The following is a 19,824-nucleotide window of genomic DNA, read 5'->3' as shown; positions in this document are numbered from 1 at the left end:
GTGGCCGCGCAGTCTATTTCCGCATCATAAAGAAGCCAACCATGCGGTATTGAATTTGCGCCCACTGAGCACGGTGCGGCCCGGCGGCCGTGGTCCGGTGGAGCGCTCCGGTGTGACACCGTCGAGTGCCACAAGTGCAAGGAGCTTCAACGATGTCCCCCACCGCCGTCCCTGCCCCGCCCGCCGTGCACCGGGAGGTCCGGCTCGCCGCCCGCGCCGAAGGAGAGCTGACCGCGCGCCACTTCACGATCGCCGAGGTCGCGGTGCCGGAACCGGAGCCGGGACAGGTGCTGGTGCGCACCCGGGTGATGGCGGTGACCGCCGCGATGCGGACCCAGATGACCGGGGCCCCGCTGCCGATGCCCTCCTTCGTGCCGGGCGCGGCGCTGTGGGGCTCCGCGGTCGGTGAGGTGGTGGCCGCACCCGGCGGCGGCTTCACCTCGGGCGAACTCGTCCATCACCCGTACGGATGGCGAGAGTTCGCTCTCGTCGAGGAGTCGCGGATACGACGCCTCGCGCCGGACGCGCTGCCCACCGCCGCCGCGCATCTGTCGCAGGGCGCGACGGCCTGGGGTGCGCTGCGCCGGGCCGCCGAAGTCCGGCCCGGGGACACGGTGTTCGTCACCGGCGCGGCGGGCGGGGTGGGCAGCCTGGCCGGTCAGCTCGCCCGGCGGCTGGGTGCCGGCCGGGTCGTCGGCAGCACCGGCTCGGAGCGTAAGGCCGTCCGGCTGCGTGCCGAGTTGGGGTACGACGACACGATCGTGCGCGGCGCCGGGCCGATCGAGCGGCAGCTGCGCCGGGCGGCACCGGGCGGTATCGATGTGCTGCTGGACACCGTGGGCGGTGAGCAGCTCACGGCGGCGCTTGCGGTGGCCCGCCCCGATGCGCGGTTCGCGCTGGTCGGCGCGCTCTCCAGCCAGCTGGGCGGTGACGGCGGTGCCGTTGCGCCGGTGGAGCTGGACGCGGGGCTGATCATCACGCGGCGGGTCGCGCTGCGTGGCTTCGGGCTGTACGCACACCCGGATCTGCCGCGGGAGTGGACCAAGGAGTTCGGTCAGGGCCTGCGGGACGGCTCCCTTGTCTTCCCGCATGCCCTGCTGAAGGGGATCGAGCAGGCGCCGAGGGCGCTGTGCGAGCTCACTCAGGGGCGCCATGTCGGGGCCGTGCTGGTCGAGTTGTGACGCCGGACGGGGCGCCTTGTTCCGGAGGTGCGGTCGTACGGCCGTGACGGCCGGGTCGGATCAGCCCGCTGCCGGCATCTGCGCCGGCGTGGGGATGCCGGCGGCCGGGACCCGGCCCGGCGCGGCCGGCAGCAGCCGCCACAGGTCGACGACGGCCTCCTTGTCCCACCAGGTGCCGTCCTCGCCGCCCAGATGCAGCAGGCCCACCACGATCGAGGTCAACAGCTGGGCGGTGCGCCGCGGTTCGGCGTCCGGCGCCTGCGAGGGGGCGCGGCCGCCGGGCTCACCCGTGCCACAGGTCACCGCCTTGTCGAGGAAGAGCGCGTACCAGCGCTGCTCCAGGGCGTAGATGCCCAGGCCCGGTGCGGTCTCGGGCCGCAGCCGCAGTCCGGCGCGCAGGACGACGTCCGACTCCACCCGGCCGAAGAGCTCGACGGCGAAGTCCCGTACGGCGGTGGCCAATGGCTGCGCGGAGCGGGTGAAGCCGTTCTCGATCTCCTGCAGGGTGGCGAGCGCGGCGTCCCGCACCGCGAGGGTGAGGTCGTCCTTGGACGTGAAGTGGAAGTAGAGAGCCCCTTTGCTCAGCCGGGCCCGCCGGCTGATCTCGACCATGCCCGCGGCGGGAACCCCCTTCTCCAGGAAGGTCTCTGCGGCCGAGCGGATGAGTGCCTGGCGGCTCTGGATGGCGCGATGCTGGGTGGGCACGGTGTCCGTCCCGTCTCTAGTACGGCTGCGAGCTGATTGCAGTCTACATAGAAAACCAACCATGCGGTTCGATATGCTCAAGAGGAATGGCCGGAACTCTCGTGCCCTGACGCGAAGGCGACGTCCGGCCGCTCGTTGGGGCCCGCGGCGGCTCTTGGGGGCGGTGTGTTCCCAGTGTGGCTCTGAAGGGGAGTGTTGTCGACCCGTCAGGGTGTGACCAAGGCACATTGACAAACAGCGCAGGCGGTTTTTAAATCTCCGAAGGCGGTAAACGGGACGATCCCTTCCGTGGCAGCCGCCCCGACGGTCGCGTACCGCCCTTGGACAGCGGTGCGCCATGGCGAGACCGCCTCTGCCTTCACCAGTCGTCGACAGCAGGCCGCACCGACCAGCCGAGCCAGCAACGTCACCCGAACCCCTGCACCCCCATCTGCACCCCCATCGGAATCCGGAAAGGTCTCCAGCCATGCGCGTAGCAACGGAAGTCGGCGAACGTCCCGTGAGAGGCGCACGGGGCGCCGGAGGCGAGACGATCAGGGCAGCTGTCTTCGATCTGGACGGCACGCTCGCCAACACTCTGCCGGCGATCAGCAAATTGCTGGTCAAGGTTGCCTCGGAGCAGGGGTGTTCGGTGACCGCGCGGCAGGCGGCGTCCGCCATCGGCAAACCGCCCGGCCCCGCCTTCGGCCGGCTGCTGGGCAAGCCCGAGGAGGACGGCCGGGTGCAGGCCGCCATCTCCCGCTACCGCGAACTGTTCGCCTACGAAGTCCTGTGCCAGGGACCGCAGCTGCTCTTCCCCGGCGTGACCGCGGGACTGTCCGCGCTGCGCGCCCACGGCGTCGAACTCGCCGTCGCCACGTCCAAGACCACCCGCAGCGCCGAGGCGCTGCTCGATGTCATGGGCATCCGCGACCTGGTCGGCCCGGTCATCGGCCAGGACATGGTGCGGCGCGGCAAACCGCACCCGGAGATGGTGCTGCGGGCCGCCGGCCGGCTGGGCGTCGCGGCCTGGCAGAGCGCGTATGTGGGGGACACCGTGGGGGACATGAGGATGGCGGTCACCGCGCGCATGGAGCCGGTCGCGGTGACCTACGGCGTCGGCACGTTCGGCGAACTCGCCGCGGTCGCCGGCACCCGGATGTGCAGCTCGTTCAAGGACGTGGTCTCCGTCATCGCCGCCGCCCGCCCGCGGCCGGCCGTCACGGTGGGGGCCCAGCAGCGGCGCCGCTGAGGCGCGGGGGAGCGGAGGGGGGTTACGGCCCGGCTGTCGCCTCGCGCACGTAACGGGCGCCCGCGGCCTGCAGTTTGCCGTGCAGCCGGCCGAACACCTCCGCCGCACGGCCACCCGGCCAGCCCTCCGGCAGGAGGGGAGAGGGCAGTCCGGGATCCGCGTAGGGCAGCCGGCGCCAGGCGTCCAGCGCCAGCAGATGGTCGCGGTAGGCCGCCTCGGGGGGCACCGACCGGCGCCGCGACCACCGTCGCAGGACCGGCTCCTGCTCCGCGAGGAAGGCGCGGTGCTGCGCGGCGATGGCGTCCAGGTCCCACCACCGCGCCACCGCGTCCGCCGTGGCGGCGAAACCGGTGTGCGCACCGGTGAAGAGATCGACGTACGGGGCCAGTTGCAGCCGCTCCAGGGTGTGCCGGGTCTCCTCGTAGAGCTGCGCGGGCGCGATCCACACGCCCGGCGCGGCGGTCCCGAAGCCGAGCCGGGCCAGCCGCGAGCGCAGCAGATGCCGCTTGTGCCGCTCCTCCTCGGGGACCGAGAAGACGGCCAGCACCCAGCCGTCGGACAGCCGCGCGGCCGGCCGGCCGAAGATCCGCCGGTCGCCGTCCTCCAGCAGCTGCCGGGCGGCGTCGGACAGTCCGTACGCGGCCGCCCCGGTGGTCGTACGTGCGGGGACCAGCAGTCCGCGCCGCTTGAGCCGGGAGACCGCGGAGCGCACCGACGGCGGGTCCACACCGAGCACACCGAGCAGCCGGATCAGCACGGCGACCGGCACCGGACCGGCCGTGCCGCCCGCCGCGTCGGGCTCGCCGCGCCCGTAGGCGCCGTAGAACGTGACGATCAGGGACCGTGGGGTGCGCTGCGTTTGCTGGTCGTTCACCGGGTCACTCTAGATGGGGTCTGCGCAGCCGGAAGCGCTGGAGTTTGCCGGTCGGGGTGCGGGGCAGCGAGGTGTGGAAGACGATCTCGCGGGGGCATTTGTAGGGCGCGATCCGGGTCTTGGTGAAGGCGCGCAGCGCGGCCACGGTGTCCTCCCCCTGCGGGACGCCGGCCCGCAGCACGACATGGGCGACCACCACCTGCCCGCGGTCCTCGTCGGCCCGCCCGACCACCGCCGCCTCGGTCACATCGGGGTGCCGCAGCAGCGCTTCCTCCACCTCGGGACCCGCGATGTTGTAGCCGGCCGAGATGATCATGTCGTCCGCGCGGGCCACATAGCGGAAGTAGCCGTCGGGCTCGCGGACATAGGTGTCGCCGGTGATGTTCCAGCCGCCCTGTACGTACTCCGTCTGCCGGGCGTCCGCGAGATAGCGGCAGCCCGTCGGCCCGCGTACGGCCAGCAGCCCCGGCTCGCCGTCCGGCAGCGGCGTACCATCCGCGCCCACCACCCGTGCCTGGAAACCCGGTACCGGCAGGCCCGTGGTACCGGGCCGGATCGCCTCGTCGGCGGCCGAGATGAAGATGTGCAGCAGCTCCGTGGCGCCGATGCCGTTGATGATCCGCAGACCGGTCGCGTCGTACCAGGACTGCCAGGTCGCGGCGGGCAGATTCTCACCGGCCGACACACACCGGCGCAGCGAGGAGACGTCGTACCCGGCGAGCTTGGGCAGCATCGCGCGATAGGCGGTCGGCGCGGTGAACAGCACCGAGACCCGGTGCTCGGCGATATCGCCGAGCAGCCGCTCCGGCCCGCCCCAGTCCGCGAGAAAGGCCGAGGCACCGGCCCGCAGCGGGAAGATGACCAGTCCGCCGAGACCGAAGGTGAAGCCGAGCGGCGGGCTGCCGGCGAACACATCGTCCGGGCCCGGGCGCAGCACCTGCGCCGAGAAGGTGTCCGCGATGGCGAGCACATCGCGGTGGAAGTGCATACAGCCCTTGGGGCGGCCGGTGGTGCCCGAGGTGAAGGCGATCAGCGCGACATCGTCGGCGGCGGTCGCCACCGCCGGGTACGGCGCGCCGCCGGGCCGGGCGAGCTGCCGCAGATCGTCCGGCGCGTCCCCGCCGAACGTGGTGATCCGCAGCCCCGGGACCTCGGCCTTGGCGAGATCGTCGACGGAGCGCACATCGCACAGCGCATGCCCCACCTGCGCGATCTCACAGATCGTGGCGAGCTCGTCGGGGCGCTGCGCGGCGAGCACGGTCACCGCGACCGCCCCCGCCTTCATCACGGCCAGCCAGCAGGCCGCGAGCCATGGCGTGGTGGGGCCGCGCAGCAGGACGCGGTTGCCCGGCAGCACCCCCAGCCGGTCGGTGAGCGCATGGGCGATCGCGTCGACCTGCGCGCGCAGCTGTCCGTACGTCCACACCGGTCCGCTCGCGTCGCGGACCGCGGGCCGGTCGGCGCCGAGCCGTCCGATGGTGCCGTCCAGCAGTTCGGCGCCGCAGTTCAGCCGGTCGGGATAGCCCAGATCGGTGAGGTGTGGCCACTGCTCCCGGGGCGGCAGCCGGTCGCGCGTGAAGGTGTCGGCGTGGGCCGAGGACCGTAGCTCCATGGCGGATGCGCCCCCTAGGGCCGGGTGGCCGACTCGGTCGGCTGCTCGTGCGACCGCTCGTCGACCGGCTCACGACCGGTCGATGAGTGGTCGAGGACTGCCGTTCGGATGCGTCGTCAGCGTAACGTGTTCGTGACGGCAGTCAACAGACCGCGATAGAGGACCGCTACCAGGGAGCCGCCTCGTGACCGTATTCGCGCTGGGACCGGACGAACAGGAATGGTGCGCCGAATTGCGGACCATGACGGCCGAACGGCTGAGTCCGCTCGCCGAGAAGGGCGAACCGGGCCGGGTCAACCGCCCTCTGGTCGCCGCCCTCGGCGAACTGGGCCTGCTGCGCCGTCTGTTCCCCGCCGACGGGGCCCTGCGCGCCCTGGACCTGTGTCTGCTGCGGGAATCCCTCGCCCAGGAGTGCACGGAGGCGGAGACCGCGCTGGCGCTCCAGGGGCTGGGGGCCTATCCGATCGTGCAGTCGGGGACCGGGGCCCAGCGCGCCCGCTGGCTGCCCGAGGTGGCCGCCGGGCGCGCGGTCGCGTCCTTCGCGCTCAGCGAGCCGGGCGCGGGCTCGGACGCCGCCGCACTGTCCCTGGCCGCCGAGCCGGACGGCGCGGACGGCTGGCGGCTGACCGGCGAGAAATGCTGGATCTCCAACGCCCCGGAGGCCGACTTCGCCACCGTCTTCGCCCGTACAGGCGGCGCGGCGGGCGCGCGCGGCGTCACCGCCTTTCTCGTCCCCGCCAACCGGCCGGGCCTGAGCGGTGAGCATCTGGACATGCTCAGCCCGCACCCCATCGGCACGCTGGTCTTCGACGGCACGCCGGTGACCAGGGCGGATGTGCTGGGCGAGGTGGACGGCGGGTTCGCGGTCGCCATGGCCACGCTCAACCTCTTCCGGCCGAGCGTCGGCGCCTTCGCGGTCGGCATGGCGCAGGCCGCGCTGGACGCGGCGGTGGCGCACGCGGGCGCGCGCACCGCGTTCGGCGGCCCGCTCAAGGACCTGCAGTCCGTCGGCCACCAGCTCGCCGAGATGGCCACCCGGGTCGAGTCCGCCCGCCTCCTGGTGTACGCCGCCGCCTCCGCGTACGACAGGGGGGCCCCGGACATCGCCCGCCGCTCGGCCATGGCCAAACTGCTGGCGACCGAGACCGCCCAGTACGTCGTCGACGCCGCCGTCCAGATCCACGGCGCCCGCGCGCTGCGCCGTGGCCACCTCCTGGAGCACCTCTACCGCGAGGTCCGCGCGCCGCGTATCTACGAGGGCGCCACGGAGGTGCAGCGCTCGATCATCGCGAAGGAGCTCTACCGGTCCTGAACCCCGCCGTTCGGCACGGCCGTTGCCGGCCTCAGCTGTTGGCCTTGTAGACCTGGCCCAGCTTGCACTTGCCGGACGTCGGCCCCTGGCGGTTGGGGTTCTTGATGAAGGTGCCGGAGACCGAGGCGGGCTGGGTCTGGCCGGCCGCCACCTGGACCGACGAGATCAGCGCGGAGCCGAAGGTGGCGCCGGTCTCGTCGGTGAACTCCACGGTGCCGTTGTAGGTCGCCGTGCCCTGGGAGTTGCCGTTGGTCACGCTCAGCTTGGCGCTCAGCGTGCCGGCCGCGCTGTCGACCTGGCAGTCGGTGATCCGGATGTCCGACTCGGGCGGCGTGGTGGACCCGGCGGTCGGCGAACCACCGGTGGTGCCGCTGCTGGTGGTGCTGCCGGAACTGCTGTATCCGCCGCTGGTGCCACTGGTGCCGGAGCTGTGACTGCTGCCGCAGCCCCCGCCGTGCGAATGGCGCGCGCCGGTCAGCGCGACGACCACCAGTGCGCACACGGCGACAGCGCGAACATGGCGAAGCTTCATCTGGATTTCTCCCCCGTTGTGATCGGCCGCCTGCGTGAACGGCCGCGCGGTACCCCTCCGGGTACGTGTACCTATGCGTATACCGACACGCGTATCCGCATCGGCGATGCTCTTGACGATGCGCTCGCCGGTGTCGGTTCTTGACGAGTGCGCGTCAGGTTAGCAAGCGCGCGGCGCGACGCCGAATCCCGGCCGACGGGCGATTGTCAGTGGTCGATGTCAGGCTGAAATCACAGAGGATCCGCGAAGGGACGCGAAGGGAATCGCCATGATCACTACTGACTTCGTCCCCGGCTCCCCGTGCTGGCTCGACCTCGGCGCCCCCGATGTCGAGGTCGCAACGGCTTTCTACCGAGCCGTGTTCGGCTGGCAGGCCGAACCGCACGGTGACCACGCGGGCGGATACACCCTCTTCCGGCACGACGGCAAGGCTGTCGGCGCGGTCGGCCCGCTCACCGAGGACGGCGCCCGGTCCGCCTGGACGATCTACTTCAACAGCCCTGACGCGGATGCCACCGTCAAGGCCGTGGAGCGGGCGGGCGGCGCGGTCCGCTCGGCGCCGGCCGGGGTCGGTGCGGACGACGGCCGGTTCGCCCAGCTCACGGACCCGCAGGGCGCGGAGTTCGCCGTCTGGCAGCCGGCGAGATACCCGGGCATCGAAGCCGCTGACGGGCCGGGCAGCCTGAGCTGGACGGAGCTCTACACCACCGATTCCGCCGCCGCGCAGACCTTCTACAAGACCGTGTTCGGCTGGAGCACCCAGGACATGCCGCTCCCCGGCGGTGGCGGCGGCACCTACACGTTGCTCACCCCCGCGAACTGCGGCGAGGACCGGATGCACGGCGGCCTCATGGGTGTCCCCGCGGATCTGCTCGGGCCCGGCGGGAAGCCGTACTGGCACCCGGTGTTCGGCTCCAAGGACTGCGACGCCACCGTCGGCCTGGTCAGCGGCAACGGCGGCACGCTCTCGATGGGCCCGGAAACCGCCGAGGGCGTCGGCCGGCTGGCCGTCTGCAAGGACCCCTCGGGCGCGGAGTTCGTGGTGCTCACCCCGGAGGCGCCGCTCTGAGGCGGGCGCACGCGAGCGCGCGCTCGTTCTACCTGGAGGCGAACGCCGCCCGCATCTGCTTGCCGTTCACGGTCAAGACGACACCGATCAACAGGGCTCCGCACACGCCCTGTTCAACTCTCAGCCAGACCGGAAAGGCGCCGGGCAGCGCAACGATGACCGCAATGGCCACCACCATGATGCCTGAGGCCAACCGCAGTCGGAGATAGGACCGGCTGTGGCCGCGGGCCGTCCGGGCGGCGAACGAGACCATGAGCAGGGAAGTGGCGGCGACGACGGTCGCACGGACCCCGACGGCGTCGGTCACCATGTCGGGGTGGTTGCGCAGCAGGATGACGGCAATGAGGGTGAGCACGCTGAGGCCGGCATAGCAGCCGACGAGCCGCTTGGCGCTGCGGAACGCCTGCCGGGTGCGCGGATGACTCAGGTCTTCCTCGGAAACCCCGACGGGGTGCGCCCTGCGCGTGTTCATGCTGATCCTTTCTCCTTCCCGCACCGCCGCAGCAGCGAACTCCCGCCTCGCGTACGGCCGTTACCAGGATCCGGCCCGCCCGCCGCCCGTTCATCGTTCACCCGGACGAGACGCGGGCCGATCGACCTCAGGGACCTGTTGGGGGCTGCCCGTAGTGGATCCGGGCCGGCGCTTCGAACGTGCCCTGCTCGGTGGCGCTTGAGGCGGTTGATCCCCCCTCTCTGCTCCCGAGGCTTGATGGCGTTCTGCTCGAACTCTCCGCAATTTCCGTTGCGATGACGTGTCTTCAGGGACGAGTCGCGGTTTCCGAGGTTCTGAGAGGACGTCAGCACAGCGCCAGGGGCCGTTGTCAGTGGTCCATGTGACGATCGATCGCGTACGGCCGGTGTGTACGTACCGACTATCGGCCCGGCTGCAGCATGCGAAGGGAACCGCCCATGAACCACACCACCCGCCTCGCACTCCGCCTCGCGCTGAGCCTCGTCGACCCGGCCACCGCCGATGAGCTCGCCGAGCGGCTGCGCCCGGAGCTGCTGGATCTTCTCGCCGACCGGTTCGGGCTCCCGAAGGGCGTGGTCGAGGAGCTGTTGGGCGGGGACGCCGCGCAGATGCGGGCGGCGCTGTCCATCGACCCCGAGGAATGGCTCCTGGGGGCGGCGGAGCTCGGCGATCCGGTGGTCGGCCTGGCGCTGTGGCACGCGGTGTTCCGCGACGCCGAGGACGACCGCCGGGGCGCGATGATCAAAATCCCCGACCTGCTGGCGACGCTGCTGCACGCCGCCGACCTCGCGGATCCGCGCTGGTACGACGACGGCGGCCTGTTCCCGGTCCTGTACGAGACGCGCGTCGGCCGCTCTCTCGTCCCCATCCTCACCAGCGGGTTCCCCGGGCTGAACGTCGTTGGCCTGGCCGTGTTCGGCGTGCATCTTCCCCCGCAGGCCGTCGTGGACGCCTGCCTCAGCCTTCTGGAGCTCTGGGGCAGCACCGAACCGTTCACCCGCCTCCTCGACCTGCTGGAGGACATCCCGACCCTGGATCCCGGGCATCCCTGGCTGCCCGATCTGCTGCGGCAGGCCATCGACGCCCCCGATCCGGAGTCCCTCCTGAGGGAGCACCGGCCCGCCGGGGAGTGGGCCGACCCCGACCACGTCCGCGCGCTGCTGGAGCTCCGCTACGGTGACGGCCCCTCGGTGAAGCCCGACGGCCTCGACTGGGACCTGATCCGGCGCGAGCACGAACGACTTCCCTTGGGAAAGGCACCGGGGTACTCCGGCAACTACGGCCCGGGGCTGCTCCGGCTCACCCAGTGGGAGGGCTGCCCCGCCGACCTGGTGAGGGAGAGCTTTTGCAACGACCCCTATGAGACCGCCCGGTGCGCCGCCGAACTTCCCTTCGAGTTCCTCGCGGAAGCCGCAGCGCACGACATCCCCCAAAGCCCCATCCTCCAGCGCGGCATCCGCGAGGGCCGGCTGCCCCTGCACCGGGTCCTGACCGAGATGACACCGGCGGCGGACATCCTGCGCGCGCTGCCGTACGACCATGAACCGACCCGCAAGGCCGTCGCCGATCTGGTGGACCCGCTCGGCGCGGACCCCGTCAACTGGCTGACGTACTACGACCGGATGCGGCGCTTCCCTCGTCACAGCGTCGCCGGGCTGATCGCGGACGTCACCGACCCGGGCTCCCGCAAGAAGCGCTGCACCAGCTGGCCACGGCCGCGGAAGGCGAACTTCCCGCCCGGCCACACCCCCGAGGATTCCCGGGCGGCCTTCCTCGGGATGTTCGAGTGCGCCCCACAGGAAGTCCAGATCGCCGTCGTCCCGCACTTCGATCCGCTGGCCGTACAGCAGTTCCTCCTGGAGGGGAACCCGTCCCCCGCGGTCCGCGACGCGGTGGCGGCCGCCCACGGCCTCCCGGCCCAGCTGGCGATGGCCGCCGGATACGCCCGCGATGACAAGCTGGAATACCTCCTCGATCTCGACGAACCGGCGGTGGACGCCCAGCTGTTCCGCCACTTCTCCCTCGACCGGTCCGAAGGGGCGCGGCTGCTCGCCGGGCGGCTGCGCGGCGGCGGCACCCGCCCGGTCCCCGAGGAGCTGCTCGCCGAGCTGGACGACATCGTCGTCAGCCAGGACCGCGACCGGCTGCTGGCCGGCCTGGGATCCGGCGACCTGAGCGTGGCCCGCCGGGTCCTCGGCCGGCTGCAGCTCCATCTGCCGGCCAGCCGGCTGCGGCTGCTGATCGCGGTGTGGGAGCGCGGCGGGCCGGACGCCGTACGGGAGATCCTGGCCATGGACCGCCTCCCGGTCACCCTTCGCCGTCAGACGGAGAAACTGCTGGACGTCCCCGACGGCCTGGAGCGGCTGCGGGCCCGGCTCGCCGAGGAAGAGGCGCCGGACCGGCTTGCGGCGTATCTCATCAGGCCGGGCGACCGGCCCGAGAAGCGGCTGAACCGGCTCCTCAGCGAGGGCCTGGAGCCGCCCTGGTCAGCCCTGGTGGCGGCGCACCGCGCCGGCACGCTCTCCGCGGACCTGGTTGACGCGCTCGTGGAGGAGCGCCCGGACTGCCCCCGCGAGCTGCTGCTGGCGGGTCTGGGCAACGGCCCCGAGAGGTGGGGAAGTTGGACGGATGCCGCCCTGCGGAACGGATCGCTCACCCTGGAGGACCTCCTCGACCACACCGCCCCCGCCGAGGCGGCCGCCGACCTCCTGCACCGGTACCGATACGGGCATCCCGACGACCGGTTCCCCGACGAGACGTGGCGGCCGGTCCGGGAGCGGGTCGCGGCGCTCGCCCGGGAGCATCTGGGCTCGGACGCGGAAGCCTGGTCCGTCTGCCTCCGCCTGCTCCCGACGTTCGCCGGCACCCTCCCCGAACTCGCCGCAACGGCCGGGGCGATAACCCGCGTTCCGGGCTGAGTGGCGGCTGCCGGATTCCTGTGAGGAGATCGGCGACTACGCCGCGGATGCGGCTTGCAGTTCCGTGCCCTTTGCGTGCAGTTCCGCGCCGTAACGGCGCAGGAGCAGGACGGCGGTGGCAGCGAGGCCGGTGAGCAGGCCGAGCCAGATGCCGAGGGTGTGGAGTCCGACGGCGTAGCCGAGGAGCCAGGCGGTGGGGAGTCCGATGATCCAGTAGCCGATGAGGGTGATGCGGAATCCGCTCTTGGTGTCGTTGAGGCCGCGCAGCAGTCCGACGCCGATGTTCTGGGCGCAGTCGAAGAACTGCAGGACCATGATGACGAGGAGCAGGTGGGTGGCGATGGAGACGGCTTCGGCGTCCTTGGCGCTGCCGGTGTCGAAGAAGGGGCTCAGTACCAGCTCGGGGAGCGTGATGTAGACGATGCCCACCACGACCATCACGGCGCCTGCGCAGGCCAGCGCGGTGTTCTTGATGCGCAGGGCGGTCCCGGTGCGGCCGAGGGCGAGTTCTCGGCTGACGTTGATGGACGCGGCGTGGGAGAGGCCGACGGCGACCTGGAAGACGATGTAGACGAGCTGGTTGACGGCGGTGTGCGCGGCCAGGGCGGCGCTGCCGAAGGAGCCGGCCATCAGGGCGGTGACCGAGAAGAAGCCGGCCTCGGAACCGTAGGTCGCGGCTATGGGTATGCCGAGCTGGACCAGTCGGCGGACCGTTCGGCGGTCGGCCTTGGCGATGTTGAGGCTGAGCAGGGGGCCGAGGACCTTGTCCTTCTTCGCCGAGACGTACAGGGCCAGGAAGGACAGCAGGTAGACCAGGGAGGTGGCCACGCCGATGCCGGGCAGTCCCAGCTTCGGCAGTCCCCAGGTGCCGTGGATGAGCGCCCAGTTGATACCGGCGTTGACGGCGACGGAGGCGATGGTTATCTGCAGGAGGGCCTGTGGGCGGCGCATGCCGACGGTGAACTGGCGGATGGCCTGGAACCACAGACAGGGCAGCAGACCGGGGGCGAGAGCCAGCAGCATGGTCCGGGCGCGGTCGACGACGCCGGCTTCCTGACCGAGCAGGGTGAGCGCCTGGCCGATGAGGAGCATGAGAACCGCGCCGGCCATGCCGGCGAGGGTGGCCACGGCCAGGCTGGCGCGGACGATCGTGCGGACCTCTTCGCTGCCTTCCTGCGGGTCAGCGTCCTGGGACGCGTCGGACTCCTGGCCCGCCTCTGCTCGGGCGGACGCGGCGGCTATCTGGTTGCCGACGGAGGTGACCAGGCCGACGCCCATGGTGCGCAGCTGGTTGAAGATGACGATGGCCAGCCCTCCTGCCGCGAGGTCGGCCGTGCCGAGCAGGCCCATCATCACGGTGTCGGTGGTGGTCAGGGCCACCTGCGCGAGCTGGGTGAGGATGAGGGGGACGGCGAGGGTGGCCAGGGCGCGGCTGTCGCGGAGGAGGGTGGTCAGCTGCATGGCGGGCATCAATTCCTGCGGAGTTTGGTGAGCGTCTCGTCGATCTCGCGTTCCACGGCGGGATCGATGAGGTTGCGGGCGTTCATCCAGTCGTCGTTGAAGACGGTGTCCATGTACTTCTCTCCGCCGTCGTTGACCAGGGCGACCATAGTGCTGCCCGGCGGCAGGGACGTCAGCCGGGTCAGCGCCTCGTGGACGACGCCGCCGGCCGAGCCGCCGATGAGCAGGCCGGTGCGGGCGACGGCGCGGGCGGTGGCGAACGCCTCGATGTCGCCGACCTTGACCCCTTCGTCGATCAGGTCGAAGTCGACGAGCGCGCCGATCTCGGCGCCTTCGGGGGTGCCGGTCCCGGACTGGTAGTAGTCGTGGGCGGGGCCGCCGAAGGCGATGGAGCCTTTGGGCTCGACGCCGATCGTGGTGAAGTCGGGGACGAGCTTGCGCAGTTCGCGCGTGGTGCCGCACAGCGCGCCACCGGTGCCCACCGCGCCGATCAGGACGTCGATGTTCCCGTCGAGGGCCTGGTGGAGTTCGTGTGCGACCGGGAAGTAGCCGACGCCGTTGCTGGGGTTGTTGTGCTGCTCGGTGAAGATCGTGTTGTCCTGGCCGCGGGCCATCTCCTCGGCCAGTTCCTCGCGGGCGGCGGTGGCCAGCTCTTCTGTGCCGTCGTCGACGACGTGGACGAGCTCGGTGCCCAGGGCCTTCATGCCGCGGAGTTTGTCGGTGCACGCGTGGTTGTCGACGACGGCGGTGAAGGTGTAGCCGCGTTCCGCGGCGATGACCGCCAGGCCCAGGCCGGTATTGCCGGAGGTGGACTCGATGATGCGGCCACCGGGGCGCAGTTCGCCGCGTGCTTCGGCGTCGAGGACCATTTGGCGCGCCATGCGGATCTTGGCGGTGCCGGTGGGGTTGTACATCTCCAGCTTGAGCAGGAGGCGGCTGCCGGTTTCGGTGCGGCACAGCTCGAACAGCGGGGTGTATCCGATGAGGTCGGATATGCGGGAGACCACGGCGGGGCGCGCGAGGGCCTCGTTCATGGGCGAGCTCCTGGGTAGGTCGAAGGAAGTCAGCAGGCGGGGCGGCGGTCGAGGCGCCAGCGAGGGCGGCCGCCCAGGCGGTCCAGAACGACCTTGGGGGGCAGCGGCAGGTCGTGGAAGGGGGACTCGTTGGAGTCCATCTGGTACCCGGCCGTGTTCGGGTAGACCAGCAGGTCGCCGACGCGTGGGCGGGCGGGGAAGGGGACCTTGCGCCAGGTGAGCATGTCCGACTCCAGGCAGGACGCTCCCCCCACACAAGCGGGGTGCACCTCGCTGCCGTGGGCCCGGCCGGAGGGGGTCACCAGATGGGGGTCGGGCAGGTATTCGCTGTTGAACCACTGCTCGGACACGCTCAGGCTGGTGCCGTCGACGGTGACGATCCGGTAGCCGTCGCGGTCCTTGACGCCCTGGACGCGGAAGACGGATGCACCCGCCCCGTCCAGCAGGGCGCGGCCGGGCTCCATCATCAGCAGGGTGCCGGTCTCCTTGAGCCGCTCCGCCAATGTCGTGGTGCCGCTTTCGGGGACGGTGGCCAGGATGGTGCGCAGCGCGTCGGCTCCGGCGACGGGGGAGTGGTAGGGGTAGAAGTCCGCGGTGTGGAACGTCTTGTTCGCGTGGTAGTGCTCGGGGCGCTGTTCGGCGAGGAAGGTGTGCCAGTGGTCGGCCGAGCTGTAGTCGACGGCGAAGCCGCCGCCGATGCTGATCCGGTCGGCCTGCAGTCCCAGCACCCGGGCCTTCAGACACAGGTCGAGGAGCTCCTCGGCGAGGTCTGCGCGCGGCTGGGTGGCGTAGCCGGACAGGTGGAAGCTGAAGCCTTCCATCCGCACCGCGTTCCCCGCCCGTACGCACCGGTCCAGGGCGGTCGCCAGCTCAGCGGCGTTCATCCCGAAGCGACTGTGTGGCTGTGCCGGCGGGAGCCGGCGCAGCAGCAGGCGGGCCGGGCGTACCGCGCCGGTCAGGGTGAGCGTGATGAGCAGGTCGAGTTCGTCGAGGGCATCGACGGCGATCAGGCAGCCCTGGAGGACGGCCAGTCGCAGCAGTTCCTCGCTCTTGGCGGGGCCGGTGACGACGATGTTCTCGCCGCGTACGCCGTGTCCGAGGGCTTCACGCAGCTCCGGCGCGCTGGCCACGTCCACGCCCGCCTGGTGGGCGGCGCAGCGTTCCATCCACACGGCTGCCTTGTTGGCCTTCTTCGCGTAGTAGACCCGCCCCTCCACACCGGCGTCGCTCAGCGCGGTGCGGAAGGCGGCGAGGTTGGCGTCGAAGCGGTGCGGCAGAAGGAAGTGGAACGGGCCGCCGAAGGCGTGGGACAGCTCGTGCAGCAGGCCGCTGTCCAGCACCTGGTCGGTGTCCGGGTCGGTGTGGGCGGGCAGGGTCGGTACGTACGCGGTGTGGAGGCCGGTCACTGCCACAGTGGCACCTGCACTCCCAGGCCCTGGTCGAGGGCGAGTTGGGCGAAGCGGTGGCCCAGGGCGATGTCGGTGACGACGAGTCCGCTGTTGTAGGCGAAGATTCGTTCCTGCGCCGAACGGCGGCCGGCGGTGATACCCGCGATGACCGGCGGGAACTCGGTGTCGACGGCCGGGAGGTTGCCCTCCTCGTCGGCCATGTCGGTGCCGGTGACCTTCATCTGTGCCTCGCTGGTGGCCACGACGCGATCGGCACGGTGGAGGGTGGACGGTGCCAGCCCGTGGCCCACGAGGATGGACAGGGCGCCGGGCTTGAGCCACCCGGCCTCGACGGCGGCCGGGGTGTGCACGCCGGCGGTGGCGACGATGATGTCGGCGTCGGCCGCCGCGGCCCGCAGGTCCGTGACGATCTCCACGTCCCGGTCGGGGAAGTGCGCGCTCAGCTGCTCGCGCACGGCGGTGATGCCTTCGGGGTGGGTGCCGAACAGCATCAGACGGTCCAGATCCGGCACGGTCGTCAGCAGGAAGGGCAGGGCCAGGCGCCCTTGGGTGCCGGTGCCGATGACCAGGGCGCTGCGGGCGCCGGGCCGGGCACATTCGCGGGCGAGGAGAGCGGAGACGGCCGGGGTGCGCAGCGACCCGATGCGGCCGCAGTCCATCATGGCGACGGGCAGGCCGGTGACATCGTCGTAGAGCGTGAGCGCGGTGTAGTAGTGCTGCTCCTCGCGGCCCTTGTCGAGCCCGTGCTTGTACGAGGTCTTGATCGCGACGACGTTGCGGGAGCCGTCCCGGCCGAGCATGGCGTAGGAGACCGAGTGCCCGTCTTCGGGCTTGACGGTCAGTTTGCGGGGGTTGTCCGACCGGCCCGCGGCCAGCGTGCGGTAGGCGCCTTCGACCGTGCCGACGACGTCGGCAAGGGTGATGTCGATGCCGGCGAGGTCGCTGGTGGACAGCGCACGCAGGGTCTTGTCGTCGGCGGGTATGGAGTGGGCGTCGCCGGCCACAGTGGTCTTGGTCATGTCCGTCCTCGGTGGGGGTGTGGCGCTCAGGCGGCGTGGGCTTCGATGGCGGCCTGGCCGTAGCCGTGCTCGTCTTCCTCGGCCAAGGGGCGTGTGCGGCGCGCGGGGACACGGATGGAGGCGCGCTTGAGCCACCGGTCGGTGCCGTCGTAGCGGGCCTGGAAGGGGACGCGGCCGTGGACGACGAGGTCGTTGTCCACGATCAGGACCTCGCCGGGGCTCAGGCTCACGGCGCCCGAGACGCGGGCGAGTTCAGCTTCAAGGCGCTGGTAGGCGGCTTGGTGGGCGGGGGAGGCGTCTTCGACGGGGGTGTAGGCCGGGTCGAAGCGGAGCGTCAGGCCGTCCTTGGCGTGGAAGAGGGTGGGTACGGCCGGCGGACGTCCGTCGAAGCCCTGGGCCTCGGTGTACGCGTCGTCCGGCAGGATCGGCAGCAGCGGCCTGGTGAGGAGTGCGGTGTCGGCCTCGCTGAGCGAGACGTTGCGGACGCTGGCGGCGGTGGTGGCGATGTTGTCGTGGTTGCGCATACAGCCGAGCATCAGCAGATGGGCGCGTCCCGGGTGGAAGGCATCCTCGGTGTGCGGGCTGAGCAGAACGGTGCTGCTGGCGCCGGTCTGCTTGGTCTCATGACCGGGGGCGGGGACGATGTTGTGCACGAAGCGGCCGTCCTGCTGGCCTTCCCACGCGATGGGGTTGCCCATGACGGTGGCGAGCAGCAGCAGCACGATGTCGTAGACGGCGGCGCTGTCGCCGGCGGTGGCCCAGCTGGCGGGGGTGGGGCCTATCTCGGTGTCGTCGACCTCCAGGCCGCGCAGGACGAACAGACCGTCGTCGGTGTCGACGGGGCGCAGCTGGTGGCGGATCGGCTCGCTCAGCGCGTCGGCGAATTCGGCGACGCGGGCCAGGAGTTCGGGGGAGGTGGCCGACGTGCCGAATTCGGTGAAGATCTTCTCGGCGGCCTGGCGCAGTTCCCCGACGCTGCTGGCGTCGAGCTGGCGGACGGGTGCGGCTCCCGTGCTCATGTCGAGGTAGTCCGTTTCCGGTTGAGGGCGGGGGAATCGGGTCCGGCGCGGCGTCGCACGGACAGGGCGCAGTGCGCTCGACAGCCCAGGGCAGAGCGTTCTGAGGGCGCCGCTCCGTGCCCGGCGTCCAGCGGACGGTGACGAAGCTACCCACAGAAGTGAGGTTAGGCAAACCTAACTGAAATATGGGCCCTGTGTCCGAGTTCGTGGAACTCTCGCCACTATTGGGCCGGTTGGCGCCGACCAATCGTCGGCCCTGGTGTCAAGCCCCCTTGCGGAGATGGTTGTCATTAGGGTAGGCAAACCTAAGCAAGTGGATCCGAGTGGAGCGAGGCAACGTGAACTGGAACAGGCGTCAGGTGCTGTGGGCCGGCAGCGGCATAGGCGCGGCCGCGTTGCTCGCCGCCTGCGGGGGCGGCAACGACGCGGCGTCCTCCGGCTCCGGCGGCAAACCGAGAAAGGGCGGCACGCTCCGCATCGGCGCGCTCGGCCGCTCCTCGGCCATCACCCGCGATCCGCACGGCAACCAGGGCAACGAGAGCGACTACCTCATCATCGCCCTCGTCTACGACACCCTCACCGCACCGGGCCTCAAGGACAACACCGCCGGCCGCCTCGCCTCCGCCTGGAAGCCGTCAAAGGACCTCAAGACCTGGCGCTTCACCATCGCCAAGGGCGCGACCTTCCACGACGGAACTCCGGTCACCGCCGACGATGTGGTCTGGTCGCTGCGCCGCCTGCGCAACACCCCCGCCGGCGCGGCGCGGCTGCCCGGCATCAAGGCGGACAACATCACCGCCGAGGGCAAGGACACCGTCGTCCTCGTCTCCGACTACGCCAACGCCGAACTCCCCATGCTCACCCGCCTGTCGACGTTCATCCTCAAGAAGAACACCCCCGACAAGGGCATCGCCAAGGCCCCCGGTACCGGCCCCTTCAAGCTCGACTGGTACCGCGGCGGCAACGCCCGGCTGCTGCGCAATGACCACTGGCACGGCGGCAAGGTCCACCTCGACGCCATCGAGGTGACCATGTTCGAAAGCCCCCAGGCGATGGCGAACGCCATGATGTCCGGGCAGATCGATGTGGCCTCCAACGCCGGGCCGGTCGCGGCCCGTACCGCCGACTCGCGCAAGGACATCCAGGTCATCCGGCGCCCCAACGACATGGCGATGCCCCTCGTGATGCGCGCCTCCAGCGGCCCGTTCGCCGACCCCAAGGTCCGCGAGGCCATGAAGCTCGTCGTGGACCGCGAGGCGATGGTCAAGCAGGTCCTGTCCGGGTACGGCACCGTCGCCAACGACATCCTGGGCACCGGCGACCCCGGCTACGCCAAGAGCATCCCGCAGCGCCACCGCGACCTGGCCAAGGCCAAGCAGCTGCTGAAGGAAGCCGACTTCGACTTCTCCAAGACCTACGAGCTGGTCACCACCGAGGACATCGCCGGGCTCTCGGAGTCCGCGACGCTGTTCTCCACCCAGGCCCGCGAGGCCGGCATCAAGATCAAGGTCGTCAAGCAGGAGTCCGGCACCTTCTACCAGAAGACCTGGCTCAAGGGCGACTTCTACACCAACTACTGGGGCACCAACGATTCCGTGGTCTTCTTCGCCTCCAAGACCATGACCACCGGAGCCGGCCAAAACGAGGCCGACTGGTCCGACAAGGACTTCGACGCCGCCTACCACAAGGTCATCGCCACCGCCGACCCCAAGGCCCGCGCCGCAGCCCTGCGCGACCTCCAGCAGATCGAATACGACAAGTCCGGCTACCTGCTGTGGGGCATGGCCGACGGCATCGACCTGGCCGCGCCCAAGGTCCACGGCCTGCCCAAGCTCCCCGGCTACGGACGTGTTCAGCTCGAAAACGTCTGGCTGGCGCAGTGACCGGCACGACCACCCGCCCGGCCGAGGCCGCCACGCGGCCCGTGGCGGCCTCGGCCGCGCGCCGCGCCGGCGTACTGGCCGTACGGGGCGCCG

The 19,824-nt window shown here is 71.1% G+C and carries 16 protein-coding genes; 6 read left to right on the top strand and 10 right to left on the bottom strand.

Translation table 11 applies throughout. The features are described 5' to 3' along the window. The first annotated feature begins 152 nt into the window (after window positions 1-152). On the top strand, window positions 153-1,181 hold the full coding sequence (locus DY245_RS31375) for an MDR family NADP-dependent oxidoreductase (RefSeq protein ID WP_128510590.1): 1,029 nt from the start codon (window positions 153-155) through the stop codon (window positions 1,179-1,181). Between the two features lie 60 nt (window positions 1,182-1,241). Here the strand turns inward: DY245_RS31375 and DY245_RS31370 are convergent, their stop codons facing one another. Continuing rightward, window positions 1,242-1,886 (bottom strand): TetR/AcrR family transcriptional regulator, encoded by a 645-nt coding sequence (locus DY245_RS31370; RefSeq protein ID WP_128510589.1) that lies wholly within the window; start codon window positions 1,884-1,886, stop codon window positions 1,242-1,244. Window positions 1,887-2,352: 466 nt separating this feature from the next. Here DY245_RS31370 and DY245_RS31365 point away from each other — a divergent pair, with 466 nt between their 5' ends. Beyond that, on the top strand, window positions 2,353-3,117 hold the full coding sequence (locus DY245_RS31365; protein ID WP_128510588.1) for an HAD family hydrolase: 765 nt from the start codon (window positions 2,353-2,355) through the stop codon (window positions 3,115-3,117). Between the two features lie 22 nt (window positions 3,118-3,139). Here DY245_RS31365 and DY245_RS31360 read toward each other — a convergent pair whose 3' ends face one another. Both DY245_RS31360 and DY245_RS31355 read right to left on the bottom strand, forming a co-directional pair. Further along, window positions 3,140-3,991 (bottom strand): PaaX family transcriptional regulator, encoded by an 852-nt coding sequence (locus tag DY245_RS31360; protein WP_128510587.1) that lies wholly within the window; start codon window positions 3,989-3,991, stop codon window positions 3,140-3,142. 4 nt (window positions 3,992-3,995) lie between these two features. After that, window positions 3,996-5,603 carry an AMP-binding protein gene (locus tag DY245_RS31355; protein WP_128510586.1) on the bottom strand — a complete coding sequence of 536 codons (1,608 nt, stop codon included), beginning with the start codon at window positions 5,601-5,603 and terminating at the stop codon, window positions 3,996-3,998. A 184-nt stretch (window positions 5,604-5,787) separates the two neighbouring features. Between DY245_RS31355 and DY245_RS31350 the strand changes: the two genes are divergently transcribed. Further along, entirely contained in the window at window positions 5,788-6,915 is a 1,128-nt protein-coding gene (locus tag DY245_RS31350) for an acyl-CoA dehydrogenase family protein (RefSeq protein ID WP_128510585.1), read from the top strand. Between the two features lie 31 nt (window positions 6,916-6,946). On the opposite strand, the gene DY245_RS31345 is transcribed toward DY245_RS31350, so the two are convergent. Then, complete coding sequence (locus DY245_RS31345; RefSeq protein ID WP_128510584.1) at window positions 6,947-7,447, bottom strand: hypothetical protein; 501 nt, start codon at window positions 7,445-7,447, stop codon at window positions 6,947-6,949. A gap of 268 nt (window positions 7,448-7,715) precedes the next feature. On the opposite strand from DY245_RS31345, the gene DY245_RS31340 reads away from it, so the two are divergent. Further along, window positions 7,716-8,516, top strand: a complete 801-nt coding sequence (locus DY245_RS31340; protein WP_128510583.1) for a VOC family protein — start codon at window positions 7,716-7,718, stop codon at window positions 8,514-8,516. A gap of 28 nt (window positions 8,517-8,544) precedes the next feature. Here DY245_RS31340 and DY245_RS31335 read toward each other — a convergent pair whose 3' ends face one another. Further along, on the bottom strand, window positions 8,545-8,988 hold the full coding sequence (locus DY245_RS31335; RefSeq protein ID WP_128510582.1) for a hypothetical protein: 444 nt from the start codon (window positions 8,986-8,988) through the stop codon (window positions 8,545-8,547). Window positions 8,989-9,425: 437 nt separating this feature from the next. Here DY245_RS31335 and DY245_RS31330 point away from each other — a divergent pair, with 437 nt between their 5' ends. Continuing rightward, complete coding sequence (locus tag DY245_RS31330; RefSeq protein ID WP_128510581.1) at window positions 9,426-11,906, top strand: hypothetical protein; 2,481 nt, start codon at window positions 9,426-9,428, stop codon at window positions 11,904-11,906. Between the two features lie 36 nt (window positions 11,907-11,942). Here the strand turns inward: DY245_RS31330 and DY245_RS31325 are convergent, their stop codons facing one another. Genes DY245_RS31325 through DY245_RS31305 form a run of 5 tightly spaced genes read right to left on the bottom strand, consistent with a single transcriptional unit; the run spans window position 11,943 to window position 17,848 of the window. Beyond that, window positions 11,943-13,376, bottom strand: a complete 1,434-nt coding sequence (locus DY245_RS31325; RefSeq protein WP_128510580.1) for an MATE family efflux transporter — start codon at window positions 13,374-13,376, stop codon at window positions 11,943-11,945. After that, entirely contained in the window at window positions 13,376-14,401 is a 1,026-nt protein-coding gene (locus DY245_RS31320; RefSeq protein ID WP_128510579.1) for a cysteine synthase family protein, read from the bottom strand. The genes DY245_RS31325 and DY245_RS31320 overlap by 1 nt, the downstream gene beginning before the upstream one ends. 29 nt (window positions 14,402-14,430) lie before the next feature. Next, window positions 14,431-15,813 (bottom strand): type III PLP-dependent enzyme domain-containing protein, encoded by a 1,383-nt coding sequence (locus tag DY245_RS31315; RefSeq protein ID WP_128510578.1) that lies wholly within the window; start codon window positions 15,811-15,813, stop codon window positions 14,431-14,433. Then, window positions 15,804-16,829, bottom strand: a complete 1,026-nt coding sequence (locus tag DY245_RS31310) for an ornithine cyclodeaminase family protein (protein WP_128510577.1) — start codon at window positions 16,827-16,829, stop codon at window positions 15,804-15,806. Before DY245_RS31310 ends, DY245_RS31315 begins: the two co-directional genes overlap by 10 nt. Window positions 16,830-16,855: 26 nt before the next feature. Continuing rightward, the gene (locus DY245_RS31305) at window positions 16,856-17,848 is read right to left on the bottom strand and encodes a TauD/TfdA family dioxygenase (protein ID WP_128510576.1); all 993 of its coding nucleotides are present in this window, start codon (window positions 17,846-17,848) and stop codon (window positions 16,856-16,858) included. 338 nt (window positions 17,849-18,186) lie between these two features. Here DY245_RS31305 and DY245_RS31300 point away from each other — a divergent pair, with 338 nt between their 5' ends. Next, the gene (locus DY245_RS31300; protein ID WP_128510575.1) at window positions 18,187-19,731 is read left to right on the top strand and encodes an ABC transporter substrate-binding protein; all 1,545 of its coding nucleotides are present in this window, start codon (window positions 18,187-18,189) and stop codon (window positions 19,729-19,731) included. Window positions 19,732-19,824: the final 93 nt, after the last annotated feature.

This window comes from Streptomyces inhibens, from assembly GCF_003389455.1.
Lineage (GTDB): Bacteria > Actinomycetota > Actinomycetes > Streptomycetales > Streptomycetaceae > Streptomyces > Streptomyces inhibens.
Note: the sequence above shows the minus strand (reverse complement) of the source record. Positions and strands in the feature narration are given on the sequence as shown.

Bases quoted from the DNA above. Each gene is read 5' to 3' on its own strand.
- DY245_RS31375 (WP_128510590.1), top strand. From the start codon at position 153: ATGTCCCCCACCGCCGTCCCTGCCCCGCCCGCCGTGCACCGGGAGGTC.
- DY245_RS31365 (WP_128510588.1), top strand. From the start codon at position 2,353: ATGCGCGTAGCAACGGAAGTCGGCGAACGTCCCGTGAGAGGCGCACGG.
- DY245_RS31355 (WP_128510586.1), bottom strand. From the start codon at position 5,603: ATGGAGCTACGGTCCTCGGCCCACGCCGACACCTTCACGCGCGACCGG.
- DY245_RS31345 (WP_128510584.1), bottom strand. From the start codon at position 7,447: ATGAAGCTTCGCCATGTTCGCGCTGTCGCCGTGTGCGCACTGGTGGTC.
- DY245_RS31340 (WP_128510583.1), top strand. From the start codon at position 7,716: ATGATCACTACTGACTTCGTCCCCGGCTCCCCGTGCTGGCTCGACCTC.
- DY245_RS31335 (WP_128510582.1), bottom strand. From the start codon at position 8,988: ATGAACACGCGCAGGGCGCACCCCGTCGGGGTTTCCGAGGAAGACCTG.
- DY245_RS31330 (WP_128510581.1), top strand. From the start codon at position 9,426: ATGAACCACACCACCCGCCTCGCACTCCGCCTCGCGCTGAGCCTCGTC.
- DY245_RS31325 (WP_128510580.1), bottom strand. From the start codon at position 13,376: ATGCCCGCCATGCAGCTGACCACCCTCCTCCGCGACAGCCGCGCCCTG.
- DY245_RS31320 (WP_128510579.1), bottom strand. From the start codon at position 14,401: ATGAACGAGGCCCTCGCGCGCCCCGCCGTGGTCTCCCGCATATCCGAC.
- DY245_RS31310 (WP_128510577.1), bottom strand. From the start codon at position 16,829: ATGACCAAGACCACTGTGGCCGGCGACGCCCACTCCATACCCGCCGAC.
- DY245_RS31305 (WP_128510576.1), bottom strand. From the start codon at position 17,848: ATGAGCACGGGAGCCGCACCCGTCCGCCAGCTCGACGCCAGCAGCGTC.